Below are 25,017 nucleotides of genomic sequence, written 5' to 3' on the forward strand. Positions count from 1 at the left end.
AGCAGGCCGGGAAGGGCAACGGCAAAGGCGCCCTTCCCGGCCTGCTGCCCACACGCCGGAGAACGACAGACCATGACTGCGACCAAGGCCGACCGAACCCCCTACCTCCCGCAGGAACCCGACCTCGCCGCGCCGCTGCGCCTGTTCTGCTTCCACCACGCGGGCGGCTCCGCCTCCGTGTTCTCCGGCTGGCAGCGGGCCCTGGGCGACGCCGTATCCGTCGTCCCCGTCCAACTGCCGGGCCGCGAACGCCGCTTCGACGAGCCGCGGATCCGGCACCTGCCCGAGCTGGTGAACGCCCTCGACGCGCAGCTCGACCCGTGGCTGCGCCAGCCGTTCGTCACCTACGGCCACAGCCTGGGCGGCCTCGTCTCCTACGCCCTGACCCGCCAGCGCGCCGCCGCCGGCCGCTCGATCCCCGAGCGGCTGATGGTCGGCGCCTTCCCGGCTCCGCACCGCCGGCACGCCCTGGTGGACGCGGACCGGCTGGACGACGAGGAGTTCGCCCGCCGGCTGGTGGACCTCGGCGGCATCTCCCCGACGCTGCGCGCCTACCCGGACTGGCTGCGCGCCGCCGCCTCGCTGGCCCGCGACGACCTGGCGCTGGGCCTGAACCACGGCATCGAGGCGTTCGAGCCGCTGCCGTGCCCGGTGGATGTGTTCACCGGCGACCGGGACCCCCTGATGCGGGAGAACGACATCGACGAGTGGGCCCAGCACACCCGCGCCTCGTTCTCCATCCAGCGCGTCCCCGGCGGCCACTTCTTCCCCTGGGACTCGCCCGCGCTCTTCCTGGAGCTGCTGGGCTCCGCCATCGCGCACACCGGCACGCGCCGCGCGTCCGTGGCCTGACGCCCGGGCCCGCGCCCGCGCCCGAAGGGAAATCGCCGGGGCCGGAGGACGTCTTCCGACGTCCTCCGGCCCCGGCGCGTGTGCCGTGAACGGGAACAGGCCCAGATCGCCTCCTTGCTGAGCACCGGCTCGCCGGTGACGGCAAGCGGCTCCAGCAGCGACACCGCGCGCTTGGGGGCCTCCTCCGGCGGGCGCTGACCCCGGATGGCCTCGGCCCCGGCCCGGAAGGACGGCTCGGACACCAGCCGCCGCACGGCGTCGGTGACCGCGTTCGGGCGGGGCCGGTCGGTGCGCAGGGCGATGCCGCAGCCGGAGTAGGCGACGCGGGCGGCCACATCGCCCTTGTCGTCCACCTTGCCGGCGACGACCGGCGGCACGCCGGTGCCGATGCTGGTCTGGACGCTGCCGAAGCCGCCATTGGTGACGAAGGCCGAGGCCAGCGGCAGCGGCATCGAGCCGATGAAGCGCACGGTGCGCGGCAGGTCGGTGCGCGCTGCTCGGCGCCCGGCGAGGAGAACTGGATGAGCAGGTCGGGCTTCAGCACCTCGGGGTCGAAGAGGGTGCCCTTGACCGGCGGCTGGTCCATCTCGGCGCGCCGCTTGGCGTATTCGCGGATGGTGCCGGCGAAGACGGTGCGGCGCAGCGGCGCGTTGAGCGTGCGGTCGCGCAGCCGGCCCAGCGGGCCGGTGCGCGGCTTCAGGGACAGGCCGGGCGGCGGGATCTGCGGCGTCATGAACGCGACCAGGGTGACGCCGCAGATCGCCGGCGGAACCTTCCGGCCTCCCGCACCAGGTTGCCGCCGACGAAGCCGACGTCGCACACCATGGCGTCGGCCGGCAGCGTCGGGGTGTTGCGGGCCTGGTCGGCGGAGGGGCCACCAGGGTCCGTTCCGGGTCGAACTGGAGCGGACAAGCGACAGCTTGGCGCGCTCGGGGAACGCGGCGTTGTCCTCGAAGTGCCGCCCGGTCACGAAACGGACGTCGTGCCCCGCCTCGACGAGGGGTCTCACCGGCGACAGCATCGGGTTCACGTGTCCCGGGACCGGAACCGCGGCAAGCAGGAATCTCTACATGCTCAGCTCTCCTTCGAAAGAGGTGATGGTACGTGTGCGGTGCTCAGGCGCCGCGGGTCAGGGCCGTGGCCGGGTCCAGGTCCGCCGCCTTCACACGCGTCAGCAGCAGGACGGCGAGCAGCGCGACGGCGGTGAACGCGGCGCCGTAGACGAAGGAGGTGCTGATGCCCTCGACCATCATGTAGTTGGCCGCCTCCTGCGGCCCGGCGCCGGCCGGCACGTCGTCCGCGGCGTTGCGGCCGGCGGTGCCGAAGACGGTGACCAGCACGGCGAGCCCCACCGCCGCGCCGCCCTGCTGCGAGGTGTCCAGCAGCCCGGACGCGGCGCCGGAGTCCGCCTGCCGCACACCGAGGAACGCGATGAGCGCCACCGGCACGTACACCGCGCCGATGCCGAGGCCCAGCAGCAGCGTCGGCAGCAGGATCCCGCCGACGTAGCCCGAGTCGGCCGACAGCCGGGCCAGCCACAGCATGCCGACGGTGGTCAGCACGGCGCCGCCGATCATGAACGCGCGCGGACCCAGCTTGGGCATGAGCTGGCTGGCCATCTGCGCGGCCACGACGATCGCCACCGTGGTCGGCAGGAACGAGAAGCCGGTGCGCATCGCGCTGTAGCCCAGGACTTCCTGCACGAACTGGGTGAGGAAGAAGAACATCCCGGTCATGCTCGCGGCGGTCAGCAGCATCAGGAGATACGCGGAGACCCGGTTGGCGTTCCGGAAGAGGTGCAGGGGAGTGATCGGCTGGCGGGCGTTGACCTCGATCAGCAGGAAGCCGGTGAGGAACACCGCCCCGAGGCCGAACGCGCCCAGCACCAGGCCGTCGCTCCAGCCCTCCTCGGCGGCGCGGATGAAGCCGAAGACCACCGCGAGCAGCCCGCTGGTGGAGGCGAGCGCGCCCGCCAGGTCGAAGCGGCCCGGGTGGGGGTCGGACTCCTTGATGAACCGGGGCACGGCCAGCAGCAGCGCCACCGCGATCGGGATGTTGATCAGCAGCACCCAGCGCCAGGAGGCCGCCGACACCAGGACGCCGCCGAGGATCAGGCCCAGCGCGGAGCCGGAGACCGAGGCCCCGGCGTAGGCGGCGAACGCCTGGTTGCGCTCCTTGCCCTCCCGGAAGTTGGTGGTGATCAGGGAGAGCGCGGTCGGCGAGGCGATGGCGGCGCCGACGCCCTGGGCGGCGCGCGCCGCCAGCAGCCAGCCGCTGGAGTCGGCCAGGCCGCCGGCCAGCGAGGCGACGCCGAACAGCAGGATGCCGGCGGTCAGGACGCGCCGCCGGCCGAGGATGTCCCCGGCCCGCCCGCCCAGCAGCAGCATGCCGCAGAAGGTGAGGCTGTAGGCGTTGACGACCCAGGACAGATGGGTGGGCGAGAAGCCGAGATCCCCCTGGATGTCGGGGAGCGCGACGGTGACGACGGTGCCGTCCAGGACGAGCATCAACTGACAGACCGCGATGACGGCGAGCGCCACCCCGGGGCGGCGCGCGCCGTCCGCCGCCGGGTCGGCGGCGGGTGCCGCGTCGACCTGCGGAGCGGTTTCTGATGTGGACATCCGTATCTCCGTCTTCAGTTACAGCTCGGCGACGGCGGGGATGATCTTGTCGCCGACGAGTTCCAGCGGCTTGAGCTGCCAGATGTCGGTGACCGAGCAGAACACCGTCTGGATGCCGAGGGCGCCCAGCCGGCCCAGGAAGTCGATGATCTTCTCCGGCTCCATTGGCTTGTCGCCGACGTGGAACGGCACGAAGGCGGTCTTCTCGATCTCGTCGTAGTCCCGGCCCACGTCCTCGCAGTGCTGCCGCAGCACCTCCAGCTTCCTGGCGATGGCGGGGGAGGGGATCAGGTTGCACGCCTGGGCGTACTTGGCGACCAGCCGCAGCGTCTTCTTCTCGCCCGAGCCGCCGATCATGATCGGGGGGTGCGGCGTGGACAGCGGGCGCGGCGAGTCCAGCGTGCGCTCCAACTGGTAGTGCTTGCCGTGGTAGGGGCCGTCGTTGTCGCTCCACATCTGGAGCGCGATCTGCACGGCCTCCTCCAGCCGCTCGAATCGTTCGGCGAGCGGCGGGAACGGGATGCCGAGCCCCCGCGCCTCGTCCTCCATCCAGGCCGCGCCGATGCCCAGCCAGGCCCGCCCGCCGGAGAGCACGTCCAGCGTGGAGACGGTCTTCGCCAGCACCCCCGGGTAGCGGTAGACCGCGCCGGTGACCAGCGTCAGCAGCTTGACCCGGCTGGTGTGCGCGGCCATGAAGCCGAGCGCCGTGTACGCCTCCAGCATCTCCCGGTCGATGGGCCCGACGTGCGGAATCTGGAAGAAGTGATCCATCAGCGCGACATGGGAAAAGCCGGCGTCCTCCGCGGTGCGGGAAATGTCGGCGAGCGTTCTCGCCATTCCGGCCGGACCCTCCGGCCAGGTCAAATCGGGTATCTGCAGGCCGATCTGCATGTGAATTACGTCCTCTCGTCGTGCTCGGTGGAAACCAGTTCCGCGTGCAAATAGGAGGCGAGCGAGGCCGGCCCGGGGTGATCGAAGATGATCGCGGCGGACATGATCAGTCCGGTCGACTCGGTCAGCTTGTTGGTGAGTTCCATCGTGGTGAGCGACGTGAAGCCCAGCTCCAGGAAGTCCTTGTCCACGTCGACGGCGTCGGCCGACGGATGGCCGAGCGCCGCGGCGGTGTTGTTGAACACCAGCTCCCGCACGATCCGTTCGCTCTCGTCGGGGCCGGCCGCGGCCAGCCGGCGACGCAGGTCCTGGGGGCCGCCGTCGCCGGTGTCCGCCGCGCCGTCGGTCTCCCGGCCGGCGAGCTCGGGCACCTCGTCGAACAGGCGGTGGCCGCCGGTGGCGAACCGTTCCCAGTCGACGTCGGCGATCAGCACCGCCGTCTCCTCCCGGTCCAGCGCCTGCCGCAGCGCGACGAACGCGGGGACCACGGGCATGCGGCGCAGCCCCGGCACCTCCGCGGCCGCGCCCTCGGGCGCGCCGCCGGCCGGGGCCCACGGGCCCCACACCACGGTCGTCGCCGGCCGACCCTCGGCGCGCCGGCGGCCGGCCAGCGACTCCAGGTAGGCGGCGGGGCCGTGCGCCCCGGCCAGCGCCGGTTCGCCCGGGCTGAACAGCACGAACGCCGTCAGCTCACAGCCGGCGGTGGCCCGTTCCAGGTCGGCCGCGGCGTCGGCCGGGACGGCCGGGTCCGCGCCCGCGGCGTGGAAGACGGCGGTCAGCGGGTGCTCCGACTCCGCCTCGACCAGCGCCTTGCGCAGCGCCTCGTCGTCGGCCGGGGCGCAGGCCATGACGGTCACCTCGGCGCCCAGCTCGGCCAGTTCGGCACGGAACGCGGCGGCGCCGGACACGGCCTCGGGCGAGTCGGCCGTCAGCAGCAGGTGTTCGGCGCCGTTGCGCGCCAGCCACCGGGCGAGCGCGCCGCCGAGCCCTTCGGTGCCGCCGGTGACCAGTACCGTCCCGGCGGGCCGCCAGGCGCGCGAGGGCGCGGCCCCGTCGGTGTCCACGGGAACCAGCCGCCGCGCGAAGACGCCGGAGGGCCGGATGGCCAGCTCCCGCTCCCCGGCGGGGTCGGCCAGCGCGCCCGCCAGCGCGGCGCGCGCCCGGCCGTCGATGTCCTCGGGCAGGTCGACCAGGCGCGCCCAGCCGTCCGCCGCGCGGCCCAGGTCCCACAGCCGGGCCCGGTCCAGATGGCCGGGCCGGTCCGCGCGGTGCACCGCGACGGCCTGGCGGGTGGCCAGCCACACCGGCGCGGTGATCCCGGCGGCGGCCAGGGCCTCCCGCAGCTCGCCGGTGGCCGCCTGCTCGCCCGGCCCCGCCGTGTCGGCGGCGGCGAGCAGCGACAGCACCCCGGCCACCGGCTCGCCGTCCGGGACCGCGGCCGTCAACGCCCCGGCGGGGAACGCCGGTTCGGTGCCGTCCACGGCGACGGTCACCGGCACGGGGTGCGCGCCGGATTCGGCCAGCGCGCGCACCGCGCCGGCCACGGCCTCGTCCGTGGCGCCGCCGGACGGCACCAGGACCAGCCAGGTGCCGCGCGGGGCGGCGACCTGCGCGGCCTCGACGGGCTGCCAGGCCAGGCGGTACTGCCAGTCGCGGGACCGCCGCCAGGCGGCGAGCGCGGGCAGCGCCGCGCTGAACGACAGCGAGCCGTCGATGTCGAGCGCGCCGGCCAGCGCCTCCAGGTCCTCCCTTTCCACGGCGGCCCAGAACTCGGCCTCCACGGAGGTGACCGCCTGCTGCGGGCTGCCGCCGACCGTCGGGGCCGGGGCGTCCAGCCAGTAGCGCTGCCGCTGGAACGGATAGGTCGGCAGCGACGCGGCCTTGGGGGAGCCGGCGCCGAGGACGGCGGACCAGTCGGGCGCGGTGCCGTGCAGGTGGAGCGCCGCGAGAGCGGTGGTGAGCGCCACCGCCTCGGACCGATCCCGGCGCAGCAGCGGCACCGTGTTGTTCGCCGTGTTGGTCTCGGCCAGCGTCTCCTGGATGAGCGTGGTCAGGGTCGCGTCCGGGCCGATCTCCAGGAACGTGGTGGCGCCGTGGCCCTTGAGCGCCTGGACGCCGTGGTGGAAACGGACGGCGCCGCGGATGTGGTCGGCCCAGTAGCCGGGGCTGGTGAGCTGGTCGTCGGTGGCCAGCGCGCCGGTGACGTTGGAGACGACCGGGATCGTCGCGGGGTGGTAGGTGAGGGTGGCGGCGACCCGGCGGAACTCGTCGAGGATCGCTTCCATGTGGGGCGAGTGGAAGGCGTGGGAGACGGTCAGCTTCCGCGTGCGGTGCCCGGCCTTCTTGAAGGCCGCCGCGATCTCCTCCGCCGCCTCGGTGTCACCGGCGATGACGGTGGAGGTGGGGGAGTTGACGGCGGCGATGCTGAGCTTGTCGGCCAACCCCTCGATCGCCGTGGCGACTTCGGCCTCCGGGGCCTGAATGGCGATCATGGCGCCGCCCGGCGTGGCCTGTTGCATGAGCCGGGCGCGCGTGGTGACCAGGGTCGCGGCGTCGGGGAGGTCGAGGACGCCGGCGAGGTGCGCGGCGGTCAGCTCCCCGATGGAGTGCCCGATCAGGTAGTCCGGGGTGATGCCGAGGTGGGCGAGCAGCCGGTGCAGGGCCACCTCGATGGCGAAGAGGGCGGGCTGGGTGTACTGGGTCTGGTTGAGGAGCGCCGCCTCCTCGCTGTCCGGGGCGGCGAACATCAGCTCCCGCAGCGGGCGTTCGAGACGCGTGTCCAGCTCGGCGCACACCTCGTCGAGCGCCTCGGCGAACACGGGCTGGGTGCGGTACAGCTCGGCCCCCATCCCCGCCCGCTGGCTGCCCTGGCCCGACAGGACGAACGCCCGCTTGCCCGGGATCTGCGTCCCGTACAGCACGTGCGAGGGCGCCGCGTCACCCGCCTCGATGGCCCGCAGGCCGGACAGCAGCTCGGCCGTGTCCGCGCCGATGACCGCCGCCCGGTGCTCGAACGTGCTGCGCGCCGTCGCCAGGGAACGGGCCACGTCCGCCGGCTGGGCGTCCGGGTGGGCGGCGAGGTGGGCGGTCAACTGCCGGGCCTGGGAGCGCAGCGCGTCGGCCGTCTTCGCGCTGAGGAGCCACGCCAGGGTCTCCGGAGCCCCCGGGGTGTCCGGCGTGGCGTCCTCGGCGGCGGGCGCCTCCTCGATGATCAGGTGGGCGTTGGTGCCGCTCACGCCGAACGAGGAGACGCCGGCCCGCTTGGGGTGCCCGTTCGCCGGCCAGGGCCGGGCCTCGGTCAGCAGCTCGACGGCCCCCGCCGACCAGTCGATGTGCGGTGACGGCTCGTCCACGTGCAGCGTCTTGGGCAGCACGCCGTTGCGCATCGCCATGACCATCTTGATCACGCCGCCGATGCCCGCGGCGGCCTGCGTGTGGCCGATGTTCGACTTCAGCGAGCCCAGCCACAGCGGCTGGTCCGCCGGCCGCCCCTTGCCATAGGTGGCGATGACGGCCTGCGCCTCGATCGGGTCACCCAGGGTGGTGCCCGTGCCGTGCGCCTCCACCGCGTCGACCTGGTCCGGGGTGAGCTGGGCGTTCTCCAGGGCCTGCTGGATGACGCGCTGCTGGGAGGGGCCGTTGGGGGCGGTCAGGCCGTTGCTCGCGCCGTCCTGGTTGACGGCGGAGCCCCGGATCACGCCCAGGATCTGGTGGCCGTTCTTCCGCGCGTCCGACAGCCGCTCCAGCAGCACCAGGCCGATGCCCTCGCCCAGGCCCGTGCCGTCCGCCGCGCCGGCGAAGGACTTGCAGCGGCCGTCGGCCGCCAGGCCCTGCTGCCGGCTGAACTCGATGAAGATGCCGGGCGTCGACAGCACGGTCACGCCGCCGGCGAGCGCGAGGTCGCACTCGCCGTTGCGCAGGGCCTGGGCGCCCAGGTGCAGGGCGACCAGGGAGGAGGAGCAGGCGGTGTCGACGGTGACGGCCGGCCCCTCGAAGCCCAGCGTGTACGAGACGCGGCCGGTGGCCACGCTCGCCGCGCTGCCGTTGCCGATGTAGCCCGCCACGTCCTCGGGGATCGTCTTCAGCCGCGAGCCGTACTCGTGGTACATGACGCCGCTGAAGACGCCCGTGCGGCTGCCGCGCAGGGTGTGGGGGTCGATCCCGGCGCGCTCCAGCGTCTCCCAGGCGGTCTCCAGCAGGAGCCGCTGCTGCGGGTCCATCGCCACCGCCTCGCGCGGACCGATCCCGAAGAACGCCGGGTCGAACTCGTCGGCGTCGTACAGGAACGCGCCCTGCCGCGAGTAGGTCTTGCCCGGCTTGCCGGGCTCCGGGTCGTAGATCGCGTCAACGTCCCAGCCGCGGCCCCCCGGGAACTCGGCGACCGCGTCCACCCCGCCCGCGACCAGGTCCCACAGGTCCTCGGCGGAGCGCACCCCGCCGGGGTAGCGGCAGCCGATCGAGACGATGGCGATGGGCTCGTGCCGCTCGGCCTCCACCTCGGTCAGCCGCTGCCTCGTCCGGTGCAGGTCGGCCGTCACCCATTTCAGGTAATCGACCAGCTTCTCTTCGTTCGCTGTCGTCATGGCTGTGTTCCCCCTCAGTCCTTGGCCCGTCCGAGCTGCTGGTCGATGAAGTCGAAGATCGCGGAGGTGTCGGCGGCCTCGAGCGTGTCGACCACCGCCGCGCTCGTGTCCTCCGCCGCGGCCGTCGCGTTCCACTGCGACAGCAGCGCCGTCAGGCGGGTCGCCACCTTGGAGCGCGTGGCGCCGTCCGGGTCGGCCGCCGCCAGGCTCCGCTCCAGCCGGTCCAGCTCGTCGAGCACCGAGCGCGCCCCGGCCTCGTCCTGCGGGGCGAGTTCCGCCCGCAGGAAGCCGCCGAGGGCGAGCGGCGTCGGGTAGTCGAAGACGAGGGTGGCCGGCAGGCGCAGCCCGGTGGCCGCGTTGAGCCGGTTGCGCAGCTCGACGGCGGTCAGGGAGTCGAACCCGAGGTCCTTGAACGCGCGTTCGGCGTCCACCTCGTCGGCCGACCCGTAGCCGAGGACCAGCGCGACCTGCGTGCGCACCAGGTCCACCAGCGTCTCGGTCTGCTCCGCCTCGGCGAGGCCGGCGAGCCGCTGCCGCAGCGCGGCGGCGTTGCCCCCGCCGCCGGCCGCCGCCCCGGCGCCCGTACCGGCCGCGCGGCGCGCGCGGCCGCGGACCAGGCTGTGCAGGATCGGCGGCAGCGGGTCGAGTGCCCGCATGGCCGCGGTGTCCATGCGGATCGTGACCAGGAACGCCCGGTCCGCGGCGCGGGCCGCGTCGAGGAGGGCGAGCCCTTCCTCGGCGGACAGCGGCCGGATTCCGGTGCGGGCCACGCGTTCGAGGTCGGCCTCGCTCAGGTGTCCCGTCATGCCGCTCGCGTCCGCCCACTGGCCCCAGGCCAGCGAGGTGGCGGGCAGGCCCAGGGCCCGGCGCCGGACGGACAGGGTGTCCAGGAAGACGTTGGCCGCGGCGTAGTTGCCCTGGCCCGGGTTGCCCAGGGTGCCGGCGCCGGAGGAGAACAGGACGAACTCCCGCAGGTCGGCGTCCCGGGTCAGCTCGTGCAGGTGCCACCCGGCGTCGACCTTCGGGCGCAGCGGTGCCTCGAACCGCTCCGGCGTCATCGTCTCCAGGATCCCGTCGTCCAGGGCGCCCGCCGCGTGCACGACGGACGTCAGGGGGTGTTCGGCGGGGATGGCGGCGAGCAGCGCGGCCAGGGCGTCGCGGTCGGCGGTGTCGCAGGCCGCGATCGTGACGTTGGCGCCCAGGGCCCGCAGCTCGGCTTCCAGTTCGGCCGCGCCGGGGGCGTCGGGCCCGCGGCGGCTGGTCAGCAGCAGGTGGCCGATCCGCTCGGTGGTGGCGTAGTGCTTGGCGAGCAGCGCGCCCAGGGTGCCGGTGCCCCCGGTGATGAGGACCGTGCCGTTCGGGTCCAGCTCCGCGCGCGACGCGGCGGGTGCGGTGGCCCGGTTCAGGCGCGGGGTGAGTATGTCCCGGTTCCGGATGGCCAGTTGGGGTTCCCCGGTGGCCAGCGCCGTGCCCAGCAGCCGCGTCAGGTCGCGGGTGTCGTCGTCCAGGTCGATCACGACGAACCGGTCGGGGTTCTCGCTCTGCGCCGAGCGGACGAGGCCCCAGACGGGGGAGACCGCCAGGTCCTCGACGTCCTCGCCGTCCGCAGTGGACACCGCCCGCCGGGTCAGGAACACCAGCTTCCCGTCGGCGAACCGGTCGTCGGCCAGCCACTGCTGGACCAGGTCCAGCACGCGGGCCGTCGCGGCGCGCACCTCGGCGGGGGCGTCGGGCCCCTCGCCGGTGGCGCAGGGCACCAGCACGGCGTCCGGCGCCGCGTCCCCGGCCGGCAGCGCGGCCAGCGCGGGCACCGCCTCGATCTCGGCCGCCAGGGGCTTCAGCAGCGCCGACTGCTCGGCCGCCGCGTCGGCGAGGAGGCCGAGGCGGACCTGGGCCTGGTCGCCGGGGGCGGCCACCGGGGTCCAGTCGAGCTGGAACAGCGACTCGTTGCGGCCACCGGCGGCGGCGCCCGCCGCGGCGAGCTGCTCGCCGGAGATCGTGCGCATCGTCAGCGACGCCACCGAGGCGACCGGTCCGCCCGCCGGGTCGGCGAGTTCGACGGTCACCGTGTCGGGCCCGGAGGGGGTGATGGCCACCCGCAGGGCACCGGCGCCGGTGGCGTGCAGCCGCACGCCGGACCAGGAGAACGGCAGCCGGATCTCGGTGGCCGCGGCCGAGTCCGCTCCGGCGGCCTCGGCGTCGGCCATGGCGCGGGCGCCGATGACGTGGAACGCGGCGTCCAGCAGCGCCGGGTGGACCCCGAAGCGGTCCAGCCCCTCGGCGTCCTCCGGCAGCGTGACCTCGGCGTACAGCGTCTCGCCGTCCTGCCAGGCGGTGTGCAGGCCCTGGAAGGTGGGCCCGTAGTGGTAGCCCCGGTCGGCGAGGTGGTCGTAGATGCTGTCGGTGTCGATCGGGGTGGCGCCGGCCGGCGGCCAGACCGGCAGGCCCGCGGCCGGGGCCGCCGCCTCGTCGGGCGCCAGCACTCCGGTGGCGTGCCGGACCCAGGCGTCGCCCTCCTCGGTCCGGGAGTGGACGGTGAGGGAACGGCGTCCCTCGTCGTCCGCCGCGCCGAGGTGGATCTGGAGCTGCACGGCGCCGGTCTCGGCGAGCACCAGCGGCGCCTCCAGCGTCAGCTCCTCCAGCAGGCCGGTCCCGGCGTGCTCGCCCGCCTGGAGGGCGAGTTCGACGAAGCCGGTGCCCGGCAGCAGCACGCTGCCGTTCACGCCGTGGTCGGCCAGCCAGGGGTGGGTCCGCAGCGACAGCCGGCCGGTGAACAGGTACCCATCGCCGTCGGCGACCGCCACGGCGGCGCCGAGCAGCGGGTGGTCCGCGCTCTGCAGGCCCGCCGAGCTCACGTCGCCGGTCAGCGGCTGCTGGGTGACCAGCCAGTACGGCTGGCGCTGGAACGCGTACGTCGGCAGGGCGATCGGGGCGCCGGGCGCGAAGAACGCCGGCCAGTCCGGGTTCGCGCGGGCGTTCGTGGCGGCCAGCGAGGTGAGGACGCGGTGCCAGCCGCCCTCCTCGCGGCGCAGCGTCCCGGTGACCTGGGCACCGCTGCCCGTGGCGTGGTCCTCGATGGTGTCCTGGATGCCCAGGGTGAGGACCGGGTGCGGGCTGACCTCGACGAAGAGGGTGTGGCCGGTGTCCAGGAGGGCGCGGGTGGCGGCCTCGAACTCCACGGTGTTGCGGAGGTTCTGGTACCAGTACTCGGCGTCCAGCGGCCCCTCGGCGTATCCGCCCACGGTCGAGTGGAAGGTGATCTCCGGCTCGCGCGGCTGAACGGGGGCCAGCAGTTCGAGGAGCCGGTCGTGGATGGCCTCGACGTGCGCGGAGTGGGAGGCGTAGTCCACCGGGATCCGGCGGGCCCGGATGTTCTCGCCCTCGCAGTGCGCGAACAGCTCGTCGAGCGCGTCGGTGTCGCCGGCGACGACGGTGCTGGCCGGGCCGTTGGCGGCGGCGATGGAGATCCGCCCGTCCCAGCGCGCGAGCAGCTCGGCCGCCGCCTCCCGGGACAGCGGCAGCGACATCATGCCGCCGCGCCCGGTGATGACCGACAGGGCCTGGCTGCGCAGCGTCACGACGCGCGCGGCGTCCTGGAGGCTGAGGGCGCCGGCGATGTGCGCGGCGGCGATCTCGCCCTGCGAGTGGCCGACGACCGCGTCGGGCCGCACGCCGAGGGACTGCCACAGCTTCGCGAGGGAGACCATCATCGCGAACAGCGCGGGCTGCACGACGTCCACCCGGTCGAAGCCGGGCGCGCCCTCGTTCTCCTTGAGGACGTCCAGCAGGTTCCAGCCGGTGAACGGCTCCAGCGCGGCGGCGCACTCGGTCAGCGCCTCCGCGAACACCGGGGAGGACTCCAGCAGTTCGACGCCCATCCGCACCCACTGCGAACCCTGCCCCGGGAAGGCGAAGACGATCTTCCCCGGCTGGGTGCTCGCCGTTCCGGTGATCAGGTTCGCCGCGTCCTCGCCGGCCGCCAGGGCGGCCAGGGCGGTGCGGAAGTCCTCGGTCTCGCGGCCGACGACGACCGCGCGGTGCTCCAGCGTGGCCCGCGTGGTGGCCAGGGCGTGGCCGACGCCGGCCGGGGCGAGTTCCGGGTGCGCGTCGAGGTGGTCCAGCAGCCGCCAGGCCTGGGCGCGCAGCGCGGCGCCGGTCTTGCCGGACAGCACCCAGGGGAGCGTGCCGTCCGTCGCGACGGCGGGGACCGGGGCCTTGGCCTTGGCGGTGCGCCGGGGCTCCTCGGCGGGCGCCTCCTCCAGGATGAGGTGGGCGTTGGTGCCGCTGGCGCCGAAGGAGGAGATGCCGGCCCGCTTGGGGTGGTCGGTCTCCGGCCACGGAACCGGCTCGGTGAGCAGCGACACGTCCCCGGCCGACCAGTCCACGTGCGAGGTCGGCCGGTCGATGTGCAGGGTCTTGGGCAGCACGCCGTTGTGCATCGCCATGACCATCTTGATGATCCCGCCGACGCCGGCGGCGGTCTGCGCGTGCCCGATGTTGGACTTCACCGAGCCCAGCCACAGCGGCCGGCCCTCCGGGCGCTCCTGGCCGTAGGTGGCGATGAGCGCCTGGGCCTCGATGGGGTCGCCCAGCGTGGTGCCCGTGCCGTGCGCCTCGACCGCGTCGACCTCGGCGGCCGCGACCCCGGCGTTGGCCAGGGCCTGGCGGATCACCCGCTGCTGGGAGGGGCCGTTGGGGGCGGTGATGCCGTTGCTCGCGCCGTCCTGGTTGACCGCCGAGCCGCGCACGACGGCGAGCACCGGGTGCCCGTTCCTCCGCGCGTCGGACAGCCGCTCCAGGACCAGCAGCCCGGCGCCCTCGCTCCAGCCGGTGCCGTCCGCGGCGTCCGCGAACGCCTTGCACCGGCCGTCCTTGGCCATGCCGCGCTGCCGGCTGAACTCGATGAACGGCCGGGCCGAGGCGAGCACCGCGGCGCCGCCGGCCAGGGCCAGGGTGCACTCGCCGCTCCGCAGGGCCTGGGCGGCCATGTGCACCGCGACGATCGAGGAGGAGCAGGCGGTGTCGACGGTGATCGCCGGGCCCTCCAGCCCCAGGGTGTAGGCGATGCGGCCGGAGGTGATGCTGTTGGCGCTGCTGGTCAGCAGGAAGCCCTCGTAGCCCTCGGGCGTCTGGTGGCTGCACGGGCTGTACTCGACCGTGGTCGCGCCGACGAACACGCCGGTCTGGCTGCCGTGGAGCGAGGCCGGGTTGATCCCGGCCCGTTCGATCGCCTCCCAGGCCGTCTCCAGCAGCAGCCGCTGCTGAGGGTCGAGGAAGGTCGCCTCGCGCGGGCTGATCCCGAAGAACATCGGGTCGAAGTCGGCGATGTCGTGGATGAACCCGCCGTGCCGCACGTAGGACGTGCCCTGGTGGTCGGGGTCGGGGTGGAAGAGGGACTCCAGATCCCAGCCGCGGTTGTCCGGGAACGCGGAGACCGCGTCGATGCCGTTGGACACGACGTGCCACATGTCCTCGGGCGAGCTGATGTCCCCGGGGTAGCGGCAGCTCATGGAGACGATCGCGATGAGGTCGTCGTCGTCCTGCCCGGCCGCGCTCTTCTTCCGGCCGGCCGGGGCGGCGGCCGTGGCCACCGCGACGGCCCCGCCGGTGAGTTCGGCCCGCAGGTGCCGGGCCAGCGCGTCCGGCGAGGGGTAGTCGAACGCCAGCGTGGAGGGCAGCCGCAGCCCGGTGGCGCCGTTGAGGCGGTTGCGGAGCTCGACCGAGGTGAGCGAGTCGAAGCCGATCGACTTGAACGGCTGCTCGGGGCTGATGCCGCCCGTACTGGTGTGGCCCAGGACGGCGGCGATCTCGGCCAGCACCAGGTTGAGGACCGTGCGGTGCTGCTCGGCCTCGGGCAGCGCGACCAGCTTCCGCGTCAGCGACGCGGCGGCGGAGGAGGCGTCGGCCCGCTTCGCGGTGCGCCGGGCGGGGGTGCGGATCAGGCCGCGGAACAGCGTCGGCGGGCTGTCCTGGGCGCGCAGTTGCGCGAGGTCGACCTCGATCGGCACCAGCGCCGTGCGGTCCACGGCGCGCGCGGTGTCGAACAGGGCGAGCCCCCGCTCGCTGGTCAGGGAGGCGAAGCCGGTGCGCGTCATGCGGGACTGGTCGGCCTGCGCGAGACTGCCGGTGGCGCCGCTCGCGTTGGACTCGGCCCAGTGGCCCCAGGCCAGCGAGGTGGCGGGCAGACCGTGGGCGCGGCGGTGGGAGGCCAGGGCGTCCAGGAAGACGTTGGCCGCCGCGTAGGGGGCCTGGCCCGCGTTGCCGATGACGCCGGCGACCGAGGAGAACAGGACGAACTCCCGCAGGTCCAGATCTTGCGTCAGCTCGTGCAGCAGCCAGGCGGCGTTCACCTTGGGCCGCAGCACGGCCTCGGCGCGCTCCATCGACTGGGACTGGAGCACACCGTCGTCCAGCACGGCCGCCGCGTGCACGACGGACGTCAGGGGGTGTTCGGCGGGGATGGCGGCGAGCAGCGCGGCCAGGGCGTCGCGGTCGGCGGTGTCGCAGGCCGCGATCGTGACCTGGACGCCCGACTCCCGCAGCTCGGCGGCGAGTTCGGCCGCGCCGGGGGCGTCGGGGCCGCGCCGGCTGGTCAGCAGGAGGTGACCGTCCGGCCGGGCGGCGGCGTAGTGCCTGGCCAGCAGCGCGCCCAGGGCGCCGGTGCCGCCGGTGATCAGGACGGTGCCCGCCGGGTCGGCCGCGTCGGGCCGCAGGGTCGGCGGGAGGGTCAGCACGACCTTGCCGGTGTGCCGGGCCTGGCTGAGGTAGCGGTACGCCTCGCGGGCGTGCCGGATGTCCCAGCTCGTGGCCGGCAGCGGGGCCAGCGCGCCGGCCTCGAAGAGGTCGCGCAGCTCGCGCAGGATCTCGCCCATCCGCTCGACGCCGGCCTCCGGCAGGTCGAACGCCTGGTAGGCGACGCCCGGATACCGCGCGGCGACCTCGTCCGGGTCCCGCTTGTCGGTCTTGCCCATCTCCAGGAACCGGCCGCCGCGGGGCAGCAGCCGCAGCGAGGCGTCGGTGAACTCGCCCGCCAGCGCGTTGAGCACGACGTCGACGCCCGCGCCGCCGGTGGCGGTGCGGAACTTCTCCTCGAAGTCGAGGGTGCGGGTGTTGCCGATGTGGGCGTCGTCCAGGCCCTGGCCGCGCAGCGTCGGCCACTTGCCGGGGCTGGCGGTGCCGTAGACCTCGACGCCCCAGTGCCGGGCGAGCTGGACGGCGGCCATGCCCACGCCGCCGGTCGCCGCGTGCACGAGCAGCTTCTCGCCGGACTCCACGCCGACCAGGTCGCGCAGCCCGTAGTAGGCGGTCATGAACGTGACGGGGATCGTCGCGGCCTGGGTGAACGTCCAGCCCGTGGGGATCCGCACCAGCAGCCGCGCGTCGGCCGTCGTCAGCGGGCCGATGCCGCCGCCGATCAGGCCCATCACGCGGTCGCCGGGCGCCAGGTCGCGCACGCCGGGGCCGGTCTCCACCACGACGCCGGCGCCCTCCATGCCGGGCGGGTCGGGGAGGGTGATCATGCCGAGGGCGAGCAGGATGTCGCGGAAGTTGACGCCGGCGGCCCGCAGTTCGACGCGGACCTGCCCCTCGCCCAGCGGCTCGCCGAGTTCCGGGTGTGCGACGAACGCCAGGTTGTCGACCGTGCCGGGGTCCGGCACGTCCAGCCGCCAGGAGGCGGCGGCGCCCGCCGGGACCGGCAGCGCGGAGTCACCGCCGGTACGGGCCAGCCGGGGCACGCTCGCGGCGCCGACGCGCAGCGCGAGCTGCGGCTCGCCGGTGGCCAGGGCGGCGGCCAGCGCGGGCGCCGAGGCGACGTGGCCGTCGTGGTCGAGGATGGTGAACCGGCCCGGGTTCTCGGTCTGCGCCGAGCGGATCAGGCCCCACACCGGCGCGGCGCCTAGGTCCAGCACGTCGTCGCCGTTGTGGGTGGCGATGGCGTGCCGGGTCAGGAACACCAGTTGGGTGTCGGCCAGCCGCTCGTCGGTCAGCCAGATCTGCGTCCATCCGAGCGCGTGCGCGGTGGCGGCGCGGACCCCGGTCGGGGCGTCGTGCGCGTCGTCGCCCCCGGCGACCGCCAGGACCAGGCCGGGCGCCGGGGCACCGGCGTCCAGCGCGGCCAGCAGCCCGGACAGGTCCGCGTAACGGTCGGGCTCGGCGCCCGCGGCGGCCAGCGCCTCGGCCGGCCACGCGACGTCCGCGCCCAGCACCGCCGTTGTCCCGAGCCCGGGCTCCTCGGGCAGTTGAACCGGCTGCCAGTTGACGTGGTAGAGGTCGTCCATGCCGGCGGCGGTGGCCGAGACGCCCGCGACCTGCTCGGCCGACATCATGCGCATCGTGAGTGTGCCGACGGTCAGGACGGGCGCGCCCGTCGGGTCGCTGAGCGTGATGCCCAGCGCCTCGGGGTCGGTGGTGTCGATCCGGGCGCGCAGGGTGCGGGCGCCGGTGGCGTGCAGCTCGATGCCGGACCAGGAGAACGGCAGCCCCACGCCCGACTCCTCGGCCTTGCCCTCGGCGGGCTTGAGGCCGAGCGTGTGCAGCGCGGCGTCGAACAGCGCCGGGTGGATGCCGAAGCGGTCCACGTCGGCGGCGTCCTCGGGGAGCGTCACCTCCGCGTACAGGACGTCGCCGTCCTGCCAGGCGGCGCGCAGCCCGCGGAACGTCGGGCCGTAGGTGTAGCCGAGCCCGGCCAGCCGCTCGTACAGGCCCTCCGCGTCCAGCGCGGTGGCCCCGGCCGGCGGCCAGGCGGCGTCCTCGTCGGCGTGCTCGGGCGCGGTCCCGCCGCCGGGGGCGAGGGTGCCGGTGGCGTGCCGCGTCCAGGGCGTCTCGGCGGCGGCTCCCTCGGCGCGGGAGTGGATGGTGACGGTGCGCCGCCCCTCCTCGTCGGCGGGGCCCAGCAGCAACTGGAGCTGGACGGTGCCGGCCTGCGGCAGCACCAGCGGCGCTTCGAGGACCAGCTCCTCCAGCACGGCGCACTCGGCCAGGTCGCCCGCGCGGATGGCGAGTTCGACGAAGCCGGTGCCGGGCAGCAGCGCGGACCCGGCCAGCGCGTGGTCGGCCAGCCAGGGGTGGGTGCGCAGCGACAGCCGGCCGGTGAACAGGTAGCCGTCGCCGTCGGCCAGCGCGACGGCCGCGCCCAGCAGCGGGTGGTCCGCGTCGGCCAGGCCGGCGGCGGTGACGTCGGCGGACCCGCCGCCGGAGCCGTCGATCCAGTAGTGCTGGTGCTGGAAGGCGTAGGTGGGAAGCTGAACGGGCTCGGTGCCGGGCGCGAAGAACCCGGCCCAGTCCGGGGTGGTGTGGGTGGCGGCGGTGGCCAGCGAGGTCAGCAGCCGGTCCCAGCCGCCGTCGTCGCGGCGCAGCGTCCCGGTGACGGCGATGTCGGCGCCGCCGCGGCCGGCGGTGTGGTCGTCGACGATCTCCTGGACGTTGTAGGTGACCACCGGGTGCGCGCTCGGCTCGATGAACAGGGTGTGCCCGGCGTCCAGCAGCGCGCGGGCGACCGTGTCGAACTCCACGGTCTGCCGCATGTTGGCGTACCAGTACTCGGCGTCCAGGATCGTGGTGTCCGTCACCGGCCCGCCGGTGTGCCCGGCGACCGTGGACCAGAACGCGGTCCGCGCGGGCTGGGGGCGAACCGGGGCGAGCAGGTCGAGCAGTTCGTCGTGCAGCTCCTCGACGTGCGGGGAGTGCCCGGCGGCGTGCGCGGCGATGCGGCGGGCCTGGATGCCCTCGGCCTCGCAGTGCGCGAACAGCTCGTCCAGGGCGCCGGTGTCGCCCGCGACCACGGTGGTGGCCGGCCCGTTGACCGCGGCGATGTCCACCTGCCCGCTCCAGCGGACGATGAGCTCGGCGGCCCGCTCGCGGGACAGCGGCAGGGACAGCATGGTGCCGCGCCCGGCGATCTTCGTCATCAGCTTGCTGCGCAGGGTGATGATGCGCACCGCGTCGTCCAGGCTCAGCGCGCCGGCGACGTGGGCGGCGGCGATCTCCCCCTGGGAGTGGCCGACCACGGCGTCCGGCGTGACGCCCAGCGACTCCCACAGCTTGGCCAGCGAGACCATCACGGCGAACAGCGCGGGCTGGACGACGTCGATGCGGTCGAAGCCGGGGGCCCCGTCCGCCTCGGTGAGGACGTCGATCAGGTCCCAGTCCGCGTAACGGCCGATCGCCTCGGCGCACTCGGTCAGCGCCTGGGCGAACACCGGGGAGGTGCGCAGCAGTTCCTCGCCCATGCGGGCCCACTGCGAGCCCTGCCCGGGGAACACGAACACCGTCTTGTGCTCGTCCGCCTCGCCCTCGGCGGCGGTGCCGCGCACCACGGCGGAGGACTGCTCGCCCGCCGCGAGCGCCGCCAGCGCGGCCCGGAAGTCGGCCTGGCCGCGGCCGATGAGGACGGCGCGGTGGTCGAACGTGGTGCGGGTGGTCACCAGCGCGTGGCCGACCTCGGCGGGGGTGAGCCCCGGGTGCGCGTCGAGGTGGTCCAGCAGCCGGCCGGCCTGGGCGCGCAGCGCGTCCTCCGACTTGCCGGACAGCGGCCACGGCAGCGAGCCGTCGGTGACGATGGCCGGTTCGGCGGCGGGCGCCCGGTCCGCGTCCCCCTCGAGGGCCTCGGCGGGCTCCGCCTCGGGGGCCTGCTCGATGATGACGTGGGCGTTGGTGCCGCTGACGCCGAACGAGGAGATGCCGGCCCGCTTGGGGTGGCCGTTCGCCGGCCAGGACCGGGCCTCGGTGAGCAGCTCGACGGCGCCGGCGGTCCAGTCGATGTGCGGCGAAGGCTCGTCCACGTGCAGCGTCTTGGGCAGCACGCCGTTGCGGATCGCCATGACCATCTTGATGATGCCGCCGACCCCGGCGGCGGCCTGGGTGTGGCCGATGTTGGACTTCAGCGAGCCCAGCCACAGCGGCCGGTCGGCCGACCGGGCCTTGCCATAGGTGGCGAGCAGCGCCTGCGCCTCGATCGGGTCACCGAGGGTGGTGCCGGTGCCGTGGCCCTCGACGGCGTCGACCTCGTCGGCGCGCAGGCCCGCGTTGGCCAGCGCCTCGCGGATGACCCGCCGCTGGGAGGGGCCGTTGGGCGCGGTCAGGCCGTTGGACGCGCCGTCCTGGTTGATCGCGGAACCGGGGACGACGGCCAGCACGTGGTGGCCGTTCTTCCGCGCGTCCGACAGCTTCTCGACCAGCAGCAGGCCGACGCCCTCGCCCCAGCCGGTGCCGTCGGCCGCCGCGGCGAACGCCTTGCAGCGGCCGTCCTGCGCCATGCCGCGCTGGCGGCTCATCTCGACGAACGCGCCGGGCGTGGCCAGCACGTTGACGCCGCCGACCAGCGCGAGGTCGCACTCGCCGGCCCGCAGGGACCGCGCCGCCAGGTGCAGCGCGACCAGGGAGGAGGAGCACGCGGTGTCCACCGTGATCGCGGGGCCCTCCAGGCCCAGGGTGTAGGCGATGCGGCCGGACGCCACGCTGGGCGCGCCACCGGTCAGCACGTACCCCTCGTAGCCGTCCAGCGAGGTGTTCTCGGTGTACGGGTTGTAGTCCACGGACATCGCGCCCACGAACACCCCGGTGCGGCTGCCGCGCAGCCCGGTCGGGTCGATCCCGGCGCGCTCAAGGGTCTCCCAGGCGGTCTCCAGCAGCAGCCGCTGCTGGGGGTCCATCGCCACGGCCTCGCGCGGGCTGATCCCGAAGAACGCCGAGTCGAAGCCCGGCGCGTCCGACAGGAAGCCGCCCTGCGTCACATACGAGGTGCCCGGCCGCTCCGGGTCCGGGTCGTAGAGCCCGTCCACGTCCCAGCCGCGGTCGGTGGGAAAGGAGGACATGGCGTCGACGCCGTCCGCCACCAGCCGCCACAGGTCCTCGGGAGACGCCACATCGCCGGGAAAACGGCAGCCCATGCTGACGATCGCGATCGGCTCCCGCTGCTCGGACTCCAACTCCTGGAGCCGCTGCCGCGTCTGCCGGAGGTCGGCGGTGGCGCGCTTGAGGTAGTCACGGAGCTTCTGCTCATTCGACATGCGGTTCTTCTCCATGAGGTGGTCAGGCTCAGAATGTTTCGAGCTCGTTGTCGAGGACGTCGAAGAGCTCGTCGTCCGTGGCGGACTCGAGGTCGTCGGCGGCGGCCTGGCCACCGCCCGTCCCGTTCCAGGCGCGCATCAACTCCTGGAGCCGGGCGCCGATCAGCTCGCGCGTCTCGTCGTCCGGGTCGGCGGCGCCGAGCGCGCGCTCCAGCTTGTCGACGTCGGCGAGTACGGCACTCGTCCACGCCGTGTCGTCGGGGGTGATCTCGGAGCGGAGCAGGCTGACCAGCGCCGCGGGAGTCGGATGGTCGAAGACCAGGGTGGAGGGCAGCCGCAGTCCGGTGGCCGCGTTGAGCCGGTTGCGCAGCTCGACCGCGGTGAGCGAGTCGAACCCCAGCTCCTTGAACGGCTTTTCCAGCGGGATCGCGTCGCCACCGGAGTGACCGAGGGCCACCGCCACCTCCGTGCGGATCAGATCGCGGAGCAGCCGCTGCTGATCGGCGTCGTCGAGCCCGGCCAGGCGCTCGGCGAGGGACGGCCCGGTGCGCGGCACGGCGGTGTCGCCGCGCGCCGCTCGCCGGGGCTGGGTGCGGATCAGGCCGCGGAGGATCGCCGGCGTGTTGTCGGCGGTGCCCAGCGCCTTGATGTCCAGGTGGACAGGGACCGTCAGCGGCTGGGTGTGCCCGCGGCCGGCGTCGAACAGCGACAGGCCGAGGTCCGAGGTGAGCGGGATGATGCCGCTGCGCGCCACGCGCGCGCGGTCGGCCTCGTCCAGGTGGCCGGTCATGCCGCTGGCCTCGTCCCACAGGCCCCACGCGAGCGAGGTGCCCGGCAGGCCGTGGGCGCGGCGGTGCGCGGCGAGGGCGTCCAGGAAGACGTTGGCCGTCGCGTAGTTGGACTGGCCGCCGCCGCCGAAGGTGCCGGCCGCGGAGGAGAAGAGGACGAACTCGGCCACGTCCAGGTGCTTGGTGAGCTCGTGCAGGTTCCACGCGGCGTCGATCTTGGGCCGCAGCACCGTCTCGAACCGGTCCGGGGTCTGGGCCTGGAGCAGGCCGTCGTCCAGGACGCCGGCCGCGTGCACGACCGTGGTGAGCGGGTGGCCGGCCGGGATGCTGTCCAGCGCCCCGGCGAGCTGGGCCCGGTCGGCGGCGTCGCAGGCGGCGATCGTCACCGAGGCGCCCAGGCCCTCCAGTTCGGCGGCGAACTCGGCCGCGCCGGGGGCGTCGGGACCGCGGCGGCTGGTGAGCAGCAGGTGCCGCGCGCCGTGCTCGGTGACCAGGTGCCGGGCCAGCATCGCGCCCAGCGTTCCCGTGCCGCCGGTGATCAGGACCGTGCCGTCCGGGTCGGGCGTGGTCGGGTAGGTGAGCACGATCTTGCCGGTGTGCCGGGCCTGGCTGAGGTAGCGGAACGCCTCGGGTGCGTGCCGGACGTCCCAGGCCGTGGTGGGGATGGGGTGCAGGGCGCCGCTGTCGAACAGCTCGCGCAGCTCGCCCAGCATCTCCTTGATGCGGTCCTCGCCGGCGTCCATGACGTCGAACGCCTGGTAGCCGACGCCCGGGTACTGGGCGGCGATCTCGTCGGCGTCGCGGATGTCGGTCTTGCCCATCTCCAGGAACCGGCCGCCCTCGCCCAGCAGGCGCAGCGACGCGTCGTTGAACTCGTTCGCCAGGGCGTTGAGCACGACGTCGACGCCCGCGCCGCCGGTGGCCGCGCGGAACTGCTCCTCGAAGTCGAGGGTGCGGGAGTTGGCGATGTGCAGGTCGTCCAGGCCCTGGCCGCGCAGCGTGTCCCACTTCCCGGGGCTGGCCGTGCCGTACACGTCCAGGCCCCAGTGCCGGGCGAGCTGGACGGCGGCCATGCCGACGCCGCCGGTCGCCGCGTGCACGAGCAGCTTCTCGCCGGGCCGCACCCGCGCGAGGTCGACCAGCCCGTAGTAGGCGGTGAGGAAGACCACGGGCAGCGCGGCGGCCTGGGCGAACGTCCACTCCCGCGGCATGCGCACGAGCATCTTGTGGTTGGCGACGCAGACGGGTCCGGTGCCCATCCACAGCAGACCCATGACGCGGTCGCCGGGGGCCAGATCGGTCACGCCGGGGCCGACCTCCAGGACGACGCCCGCGCCCTCGCCGCCAGGCGGGCGGGTGTCCTGGGGGACCATGCCCAGGGAGAGCAGGATGTCGCGGAAGTTGACGCCGGAGGCGCGCAGCGAGATCCGCACCTGGCCGGGCTCCAACGGCGCCCAGGCGCCGGGGAATTCGGCGAAGTACAGGTTCTCCAGGCTGCCGCGCCGGGTGAGGTCCAGCCGCCACGCCGCGCCGTCGGCCGGGGCCACCAGCTCGCCCTGGCCGCCTCCCCGGGCCAGCCGGGGCGCGAGGGCCGCGCCGTCGCGGACGGCCAACTGGGGCTCGTCGCCGGCCGCGATCAGCTTCAGCACGTCGGCGGGCACGGCCCGGTCGTCCAGGTCCAGCAGGCCGAACCGGCCGGGGTTCTCCGCCTGCGCCGAGCGCAGCAGGCCCCACACCGGCGCGTCGGCCAGGTCCACGATGTCCTCGCCGACCCGGGTGGCGATCGCGTTCCGCGTCACCACGACCAGCCGGGAGCCCTCGAACCGCTCGTCCGCAAGCCAGCTCTGCACCAGCTCCAGCGCCTCGAACGCCACGCCACGCACGGTGACCGGCAGTTCGCCGTCCGTCCCGCCGGGCGCGGCGGTGAACGGCACCAGCACGATGTCCGGCAGCGCGGCGCCGTCCTCCGGATCGGTGAGGCCCGCCACCGCCTCCAGCGCGATGTCGGCGTCCTTCAGCGCGTCGGTCAGGCTCTCCGGCAGCGCGGCCGAGCCGACCAGCGCGCCCCAGCGGGCCGGCACCGGCTCGGCGGGAACGGTGGGCTTGGCCCAGCCGACCTGGTAGAGCTGCTCGTGGCCGCCCGCGCGCCCGGCCCGCAACTCGCCCCGCGCGACCGGCCGCACGGCCAGCGAGTCGACGGTCGCCACCGGCAGCCCGGTGGGGTCGGCGAACAGCAGCGAGAACGCGTCCTCGCCCGCCGGGGATATCCGCACCCGCAGCGCGGTGGCGCCCTCGGCGTGCAGGGTGACGCCGTTCCAGGAGAACGGCAGCGAGCCGTCCTTCCGCTCGCCGCCCTGCTCGGTGCCGCGCAGGAACAGCGCGTGCAGCGCGGAGTCGGTCAGCGCGGGGTGCAGCCGGAACGCGCCGGCGTCGCGCTGCCCCTCGGGCAGGGCGATCTCGGCGTAGATGTCGTCCCCGACGCGCCAGGCGGCGCGCAGCCCCTGGAACGCCGGGCCGTAGGCGAAGCCGGCCTCGGCGGTGTGCTCGTAGAAGTCGGCCAGGCCGAGCGGCGTCGCGTCGCGCGGCGGCCAGACCGTCAGCGAGGTGTCGGCCTCGGCGGGCGCGCCGGGGGCCAGGAAGCCGGTGGCGTGCCGGGTCCACGGCTCGTCGTCCGCGGCGTCCTGCGCCCGGGAGTGCACCGCGATGGCCCGGCGCCCGTCGTCCTCGGCCGGGCCGAGGTGGACCTGGAGGTGCACGGTGCCGGACTCCGGCAGGATCAGCGGCGCTTCGAGCGTCAGCTCCTCCAGCAGGGAGGCGCCGGCGTGGTCCCCGGCCTGAACGGCCAGCTCAACAAAGGCCGTTCCGGGCAGCAGCACGGCGCCGTGGACGGCGTGGTCGGCCAGCCAGGGGTGGGTGCGCAGCGACAGCCGGCCGGTGAACAGGTGGCCGTCGCCGCCCGCGAGGGTCACGGCCGCGCCCAGCAGCGGGTGGTGGGCGTCCGCCAGCCCCAGGTCGGCCGGGTCGCCCAGGCCCGTGTCCGCCGTCGCCCAGTAGTGGGTGCGCTGGAACGGGTAGGTCGGCAGGTCGATGACGCCCGGCGACCGCTCGGTGTGCAGCGCGGCCCAGTCGGGGGTCGCGTGGCTCGCGGCGGTGGCGAGGGAGGTGAGGACGCGGTGCCAGGTGCCTTCGTCGCGGCGGAGGGTGCCGGTGACGCGGGTGTCTGTGGTGGGGGCGTGGTCCTCGATGGTTTCGGAGATGCCGAGGGTGAGGACGG

The 25,017-nt window shown here is 74.6% G+C and carries 5 protein-coding genes and 2 pseudogenes; 1 reads left to right on the forward strand and 6 read right to left on the reverse strand.

Annotation, left to right across the window (positions count from 1 at the left end; all coding sequences use genetic code 11):
* Positions 1-72: 72 nt before the first annotated feature.
* On the forward strand, positions 73-852 hold the full coding sequence (locus tag RM590_RS32870) for a thioesterase II family protein (RefSeq protein ID WP_311708454.1): 780 nt from the start codon (positions 73-75) through the stop codon (positions 850-852).
* 215 nt (positions 853-1,067) lie between these two features.
* On the opposite strand, the pseudogene RM590_RS36115 reads toward RM590_RS32870, so the two are convergent.
* The 6 genes and pseudogenes from RM590_RS36115 to RM590_RS32900 form a co-directional block, all read right to left on the reverse strand.
* A pseudogene (locus tag RM590_RS36115) lies at positions 1,068-1,304 on the reverse strand (glycosyltransferase); the annotation flags it as partial.
* A gap of 663 nt (positions 1,305-1,967) precedes the next feature.
* Positions 1,968-3,473: an MFS transporter gene (locus tag RM590_RS32880; RefSeq protein WP_311708456.1), complete on the reverse strand. Its 1,506-nt coding sequence runs from the start codon at positions 3,471-3,473 to the stop codon at positions 1,968-1,970.
* Between the two features lie 18 nt (positions 3,474-3,491).
* Positions 3,492-4,364, reverse strand: coding sequence for an LLM class F420-dependent oxidoreductase (locus tag RM590_RS32885; protein ID WP_311708457.1), 873 nt, complete (start codon positions 4,362-4,364; stop codon positions 3,492-3,494).
* 59 nt (positions 4,365-4,423) lie between these two features.
* Positions 4,424-8,947 (reverse strand): annotated as a pseudogene (locus tag RM590_RS32890) (type I polyketide synthase); the annotation flags it as partial.
* 14 nt (positions 8,948-8,961) lie between these two features.
* On the reverse strand, positions 8,962-20,955 hold the full coding sequence (locus RM590_RS32895) for an SDR family NAD(P)-dependent oxidoreductase (RefSeq protein WP_311708459.1): 11,994 nt from the start codon (positions 20,953-20,955) through the stop codon (positions 8,962-8,964).
* A 28-nt stretch (positions 20,956-20,983) separates the two neighbouring features.
* Positions 20,984-25,017: SDR family NAD(P)-dependent oxidoreductase (locus RM590_RS32900; protein WP_311708460.1), on the reverse strand; the 4,034-nt coding region annotated here is incomplete at its 5' end.

This window comes from Streptomyces litchfieldiae (genome assembly GCF_031845365.1).
GTDB classification, from domain to species: Bacteria; Actinomycetota; Actinomycetes; order Streptomycetales; family Streptomycetaceae; genus Streptomyces; species Streptomyces litchfieldiae.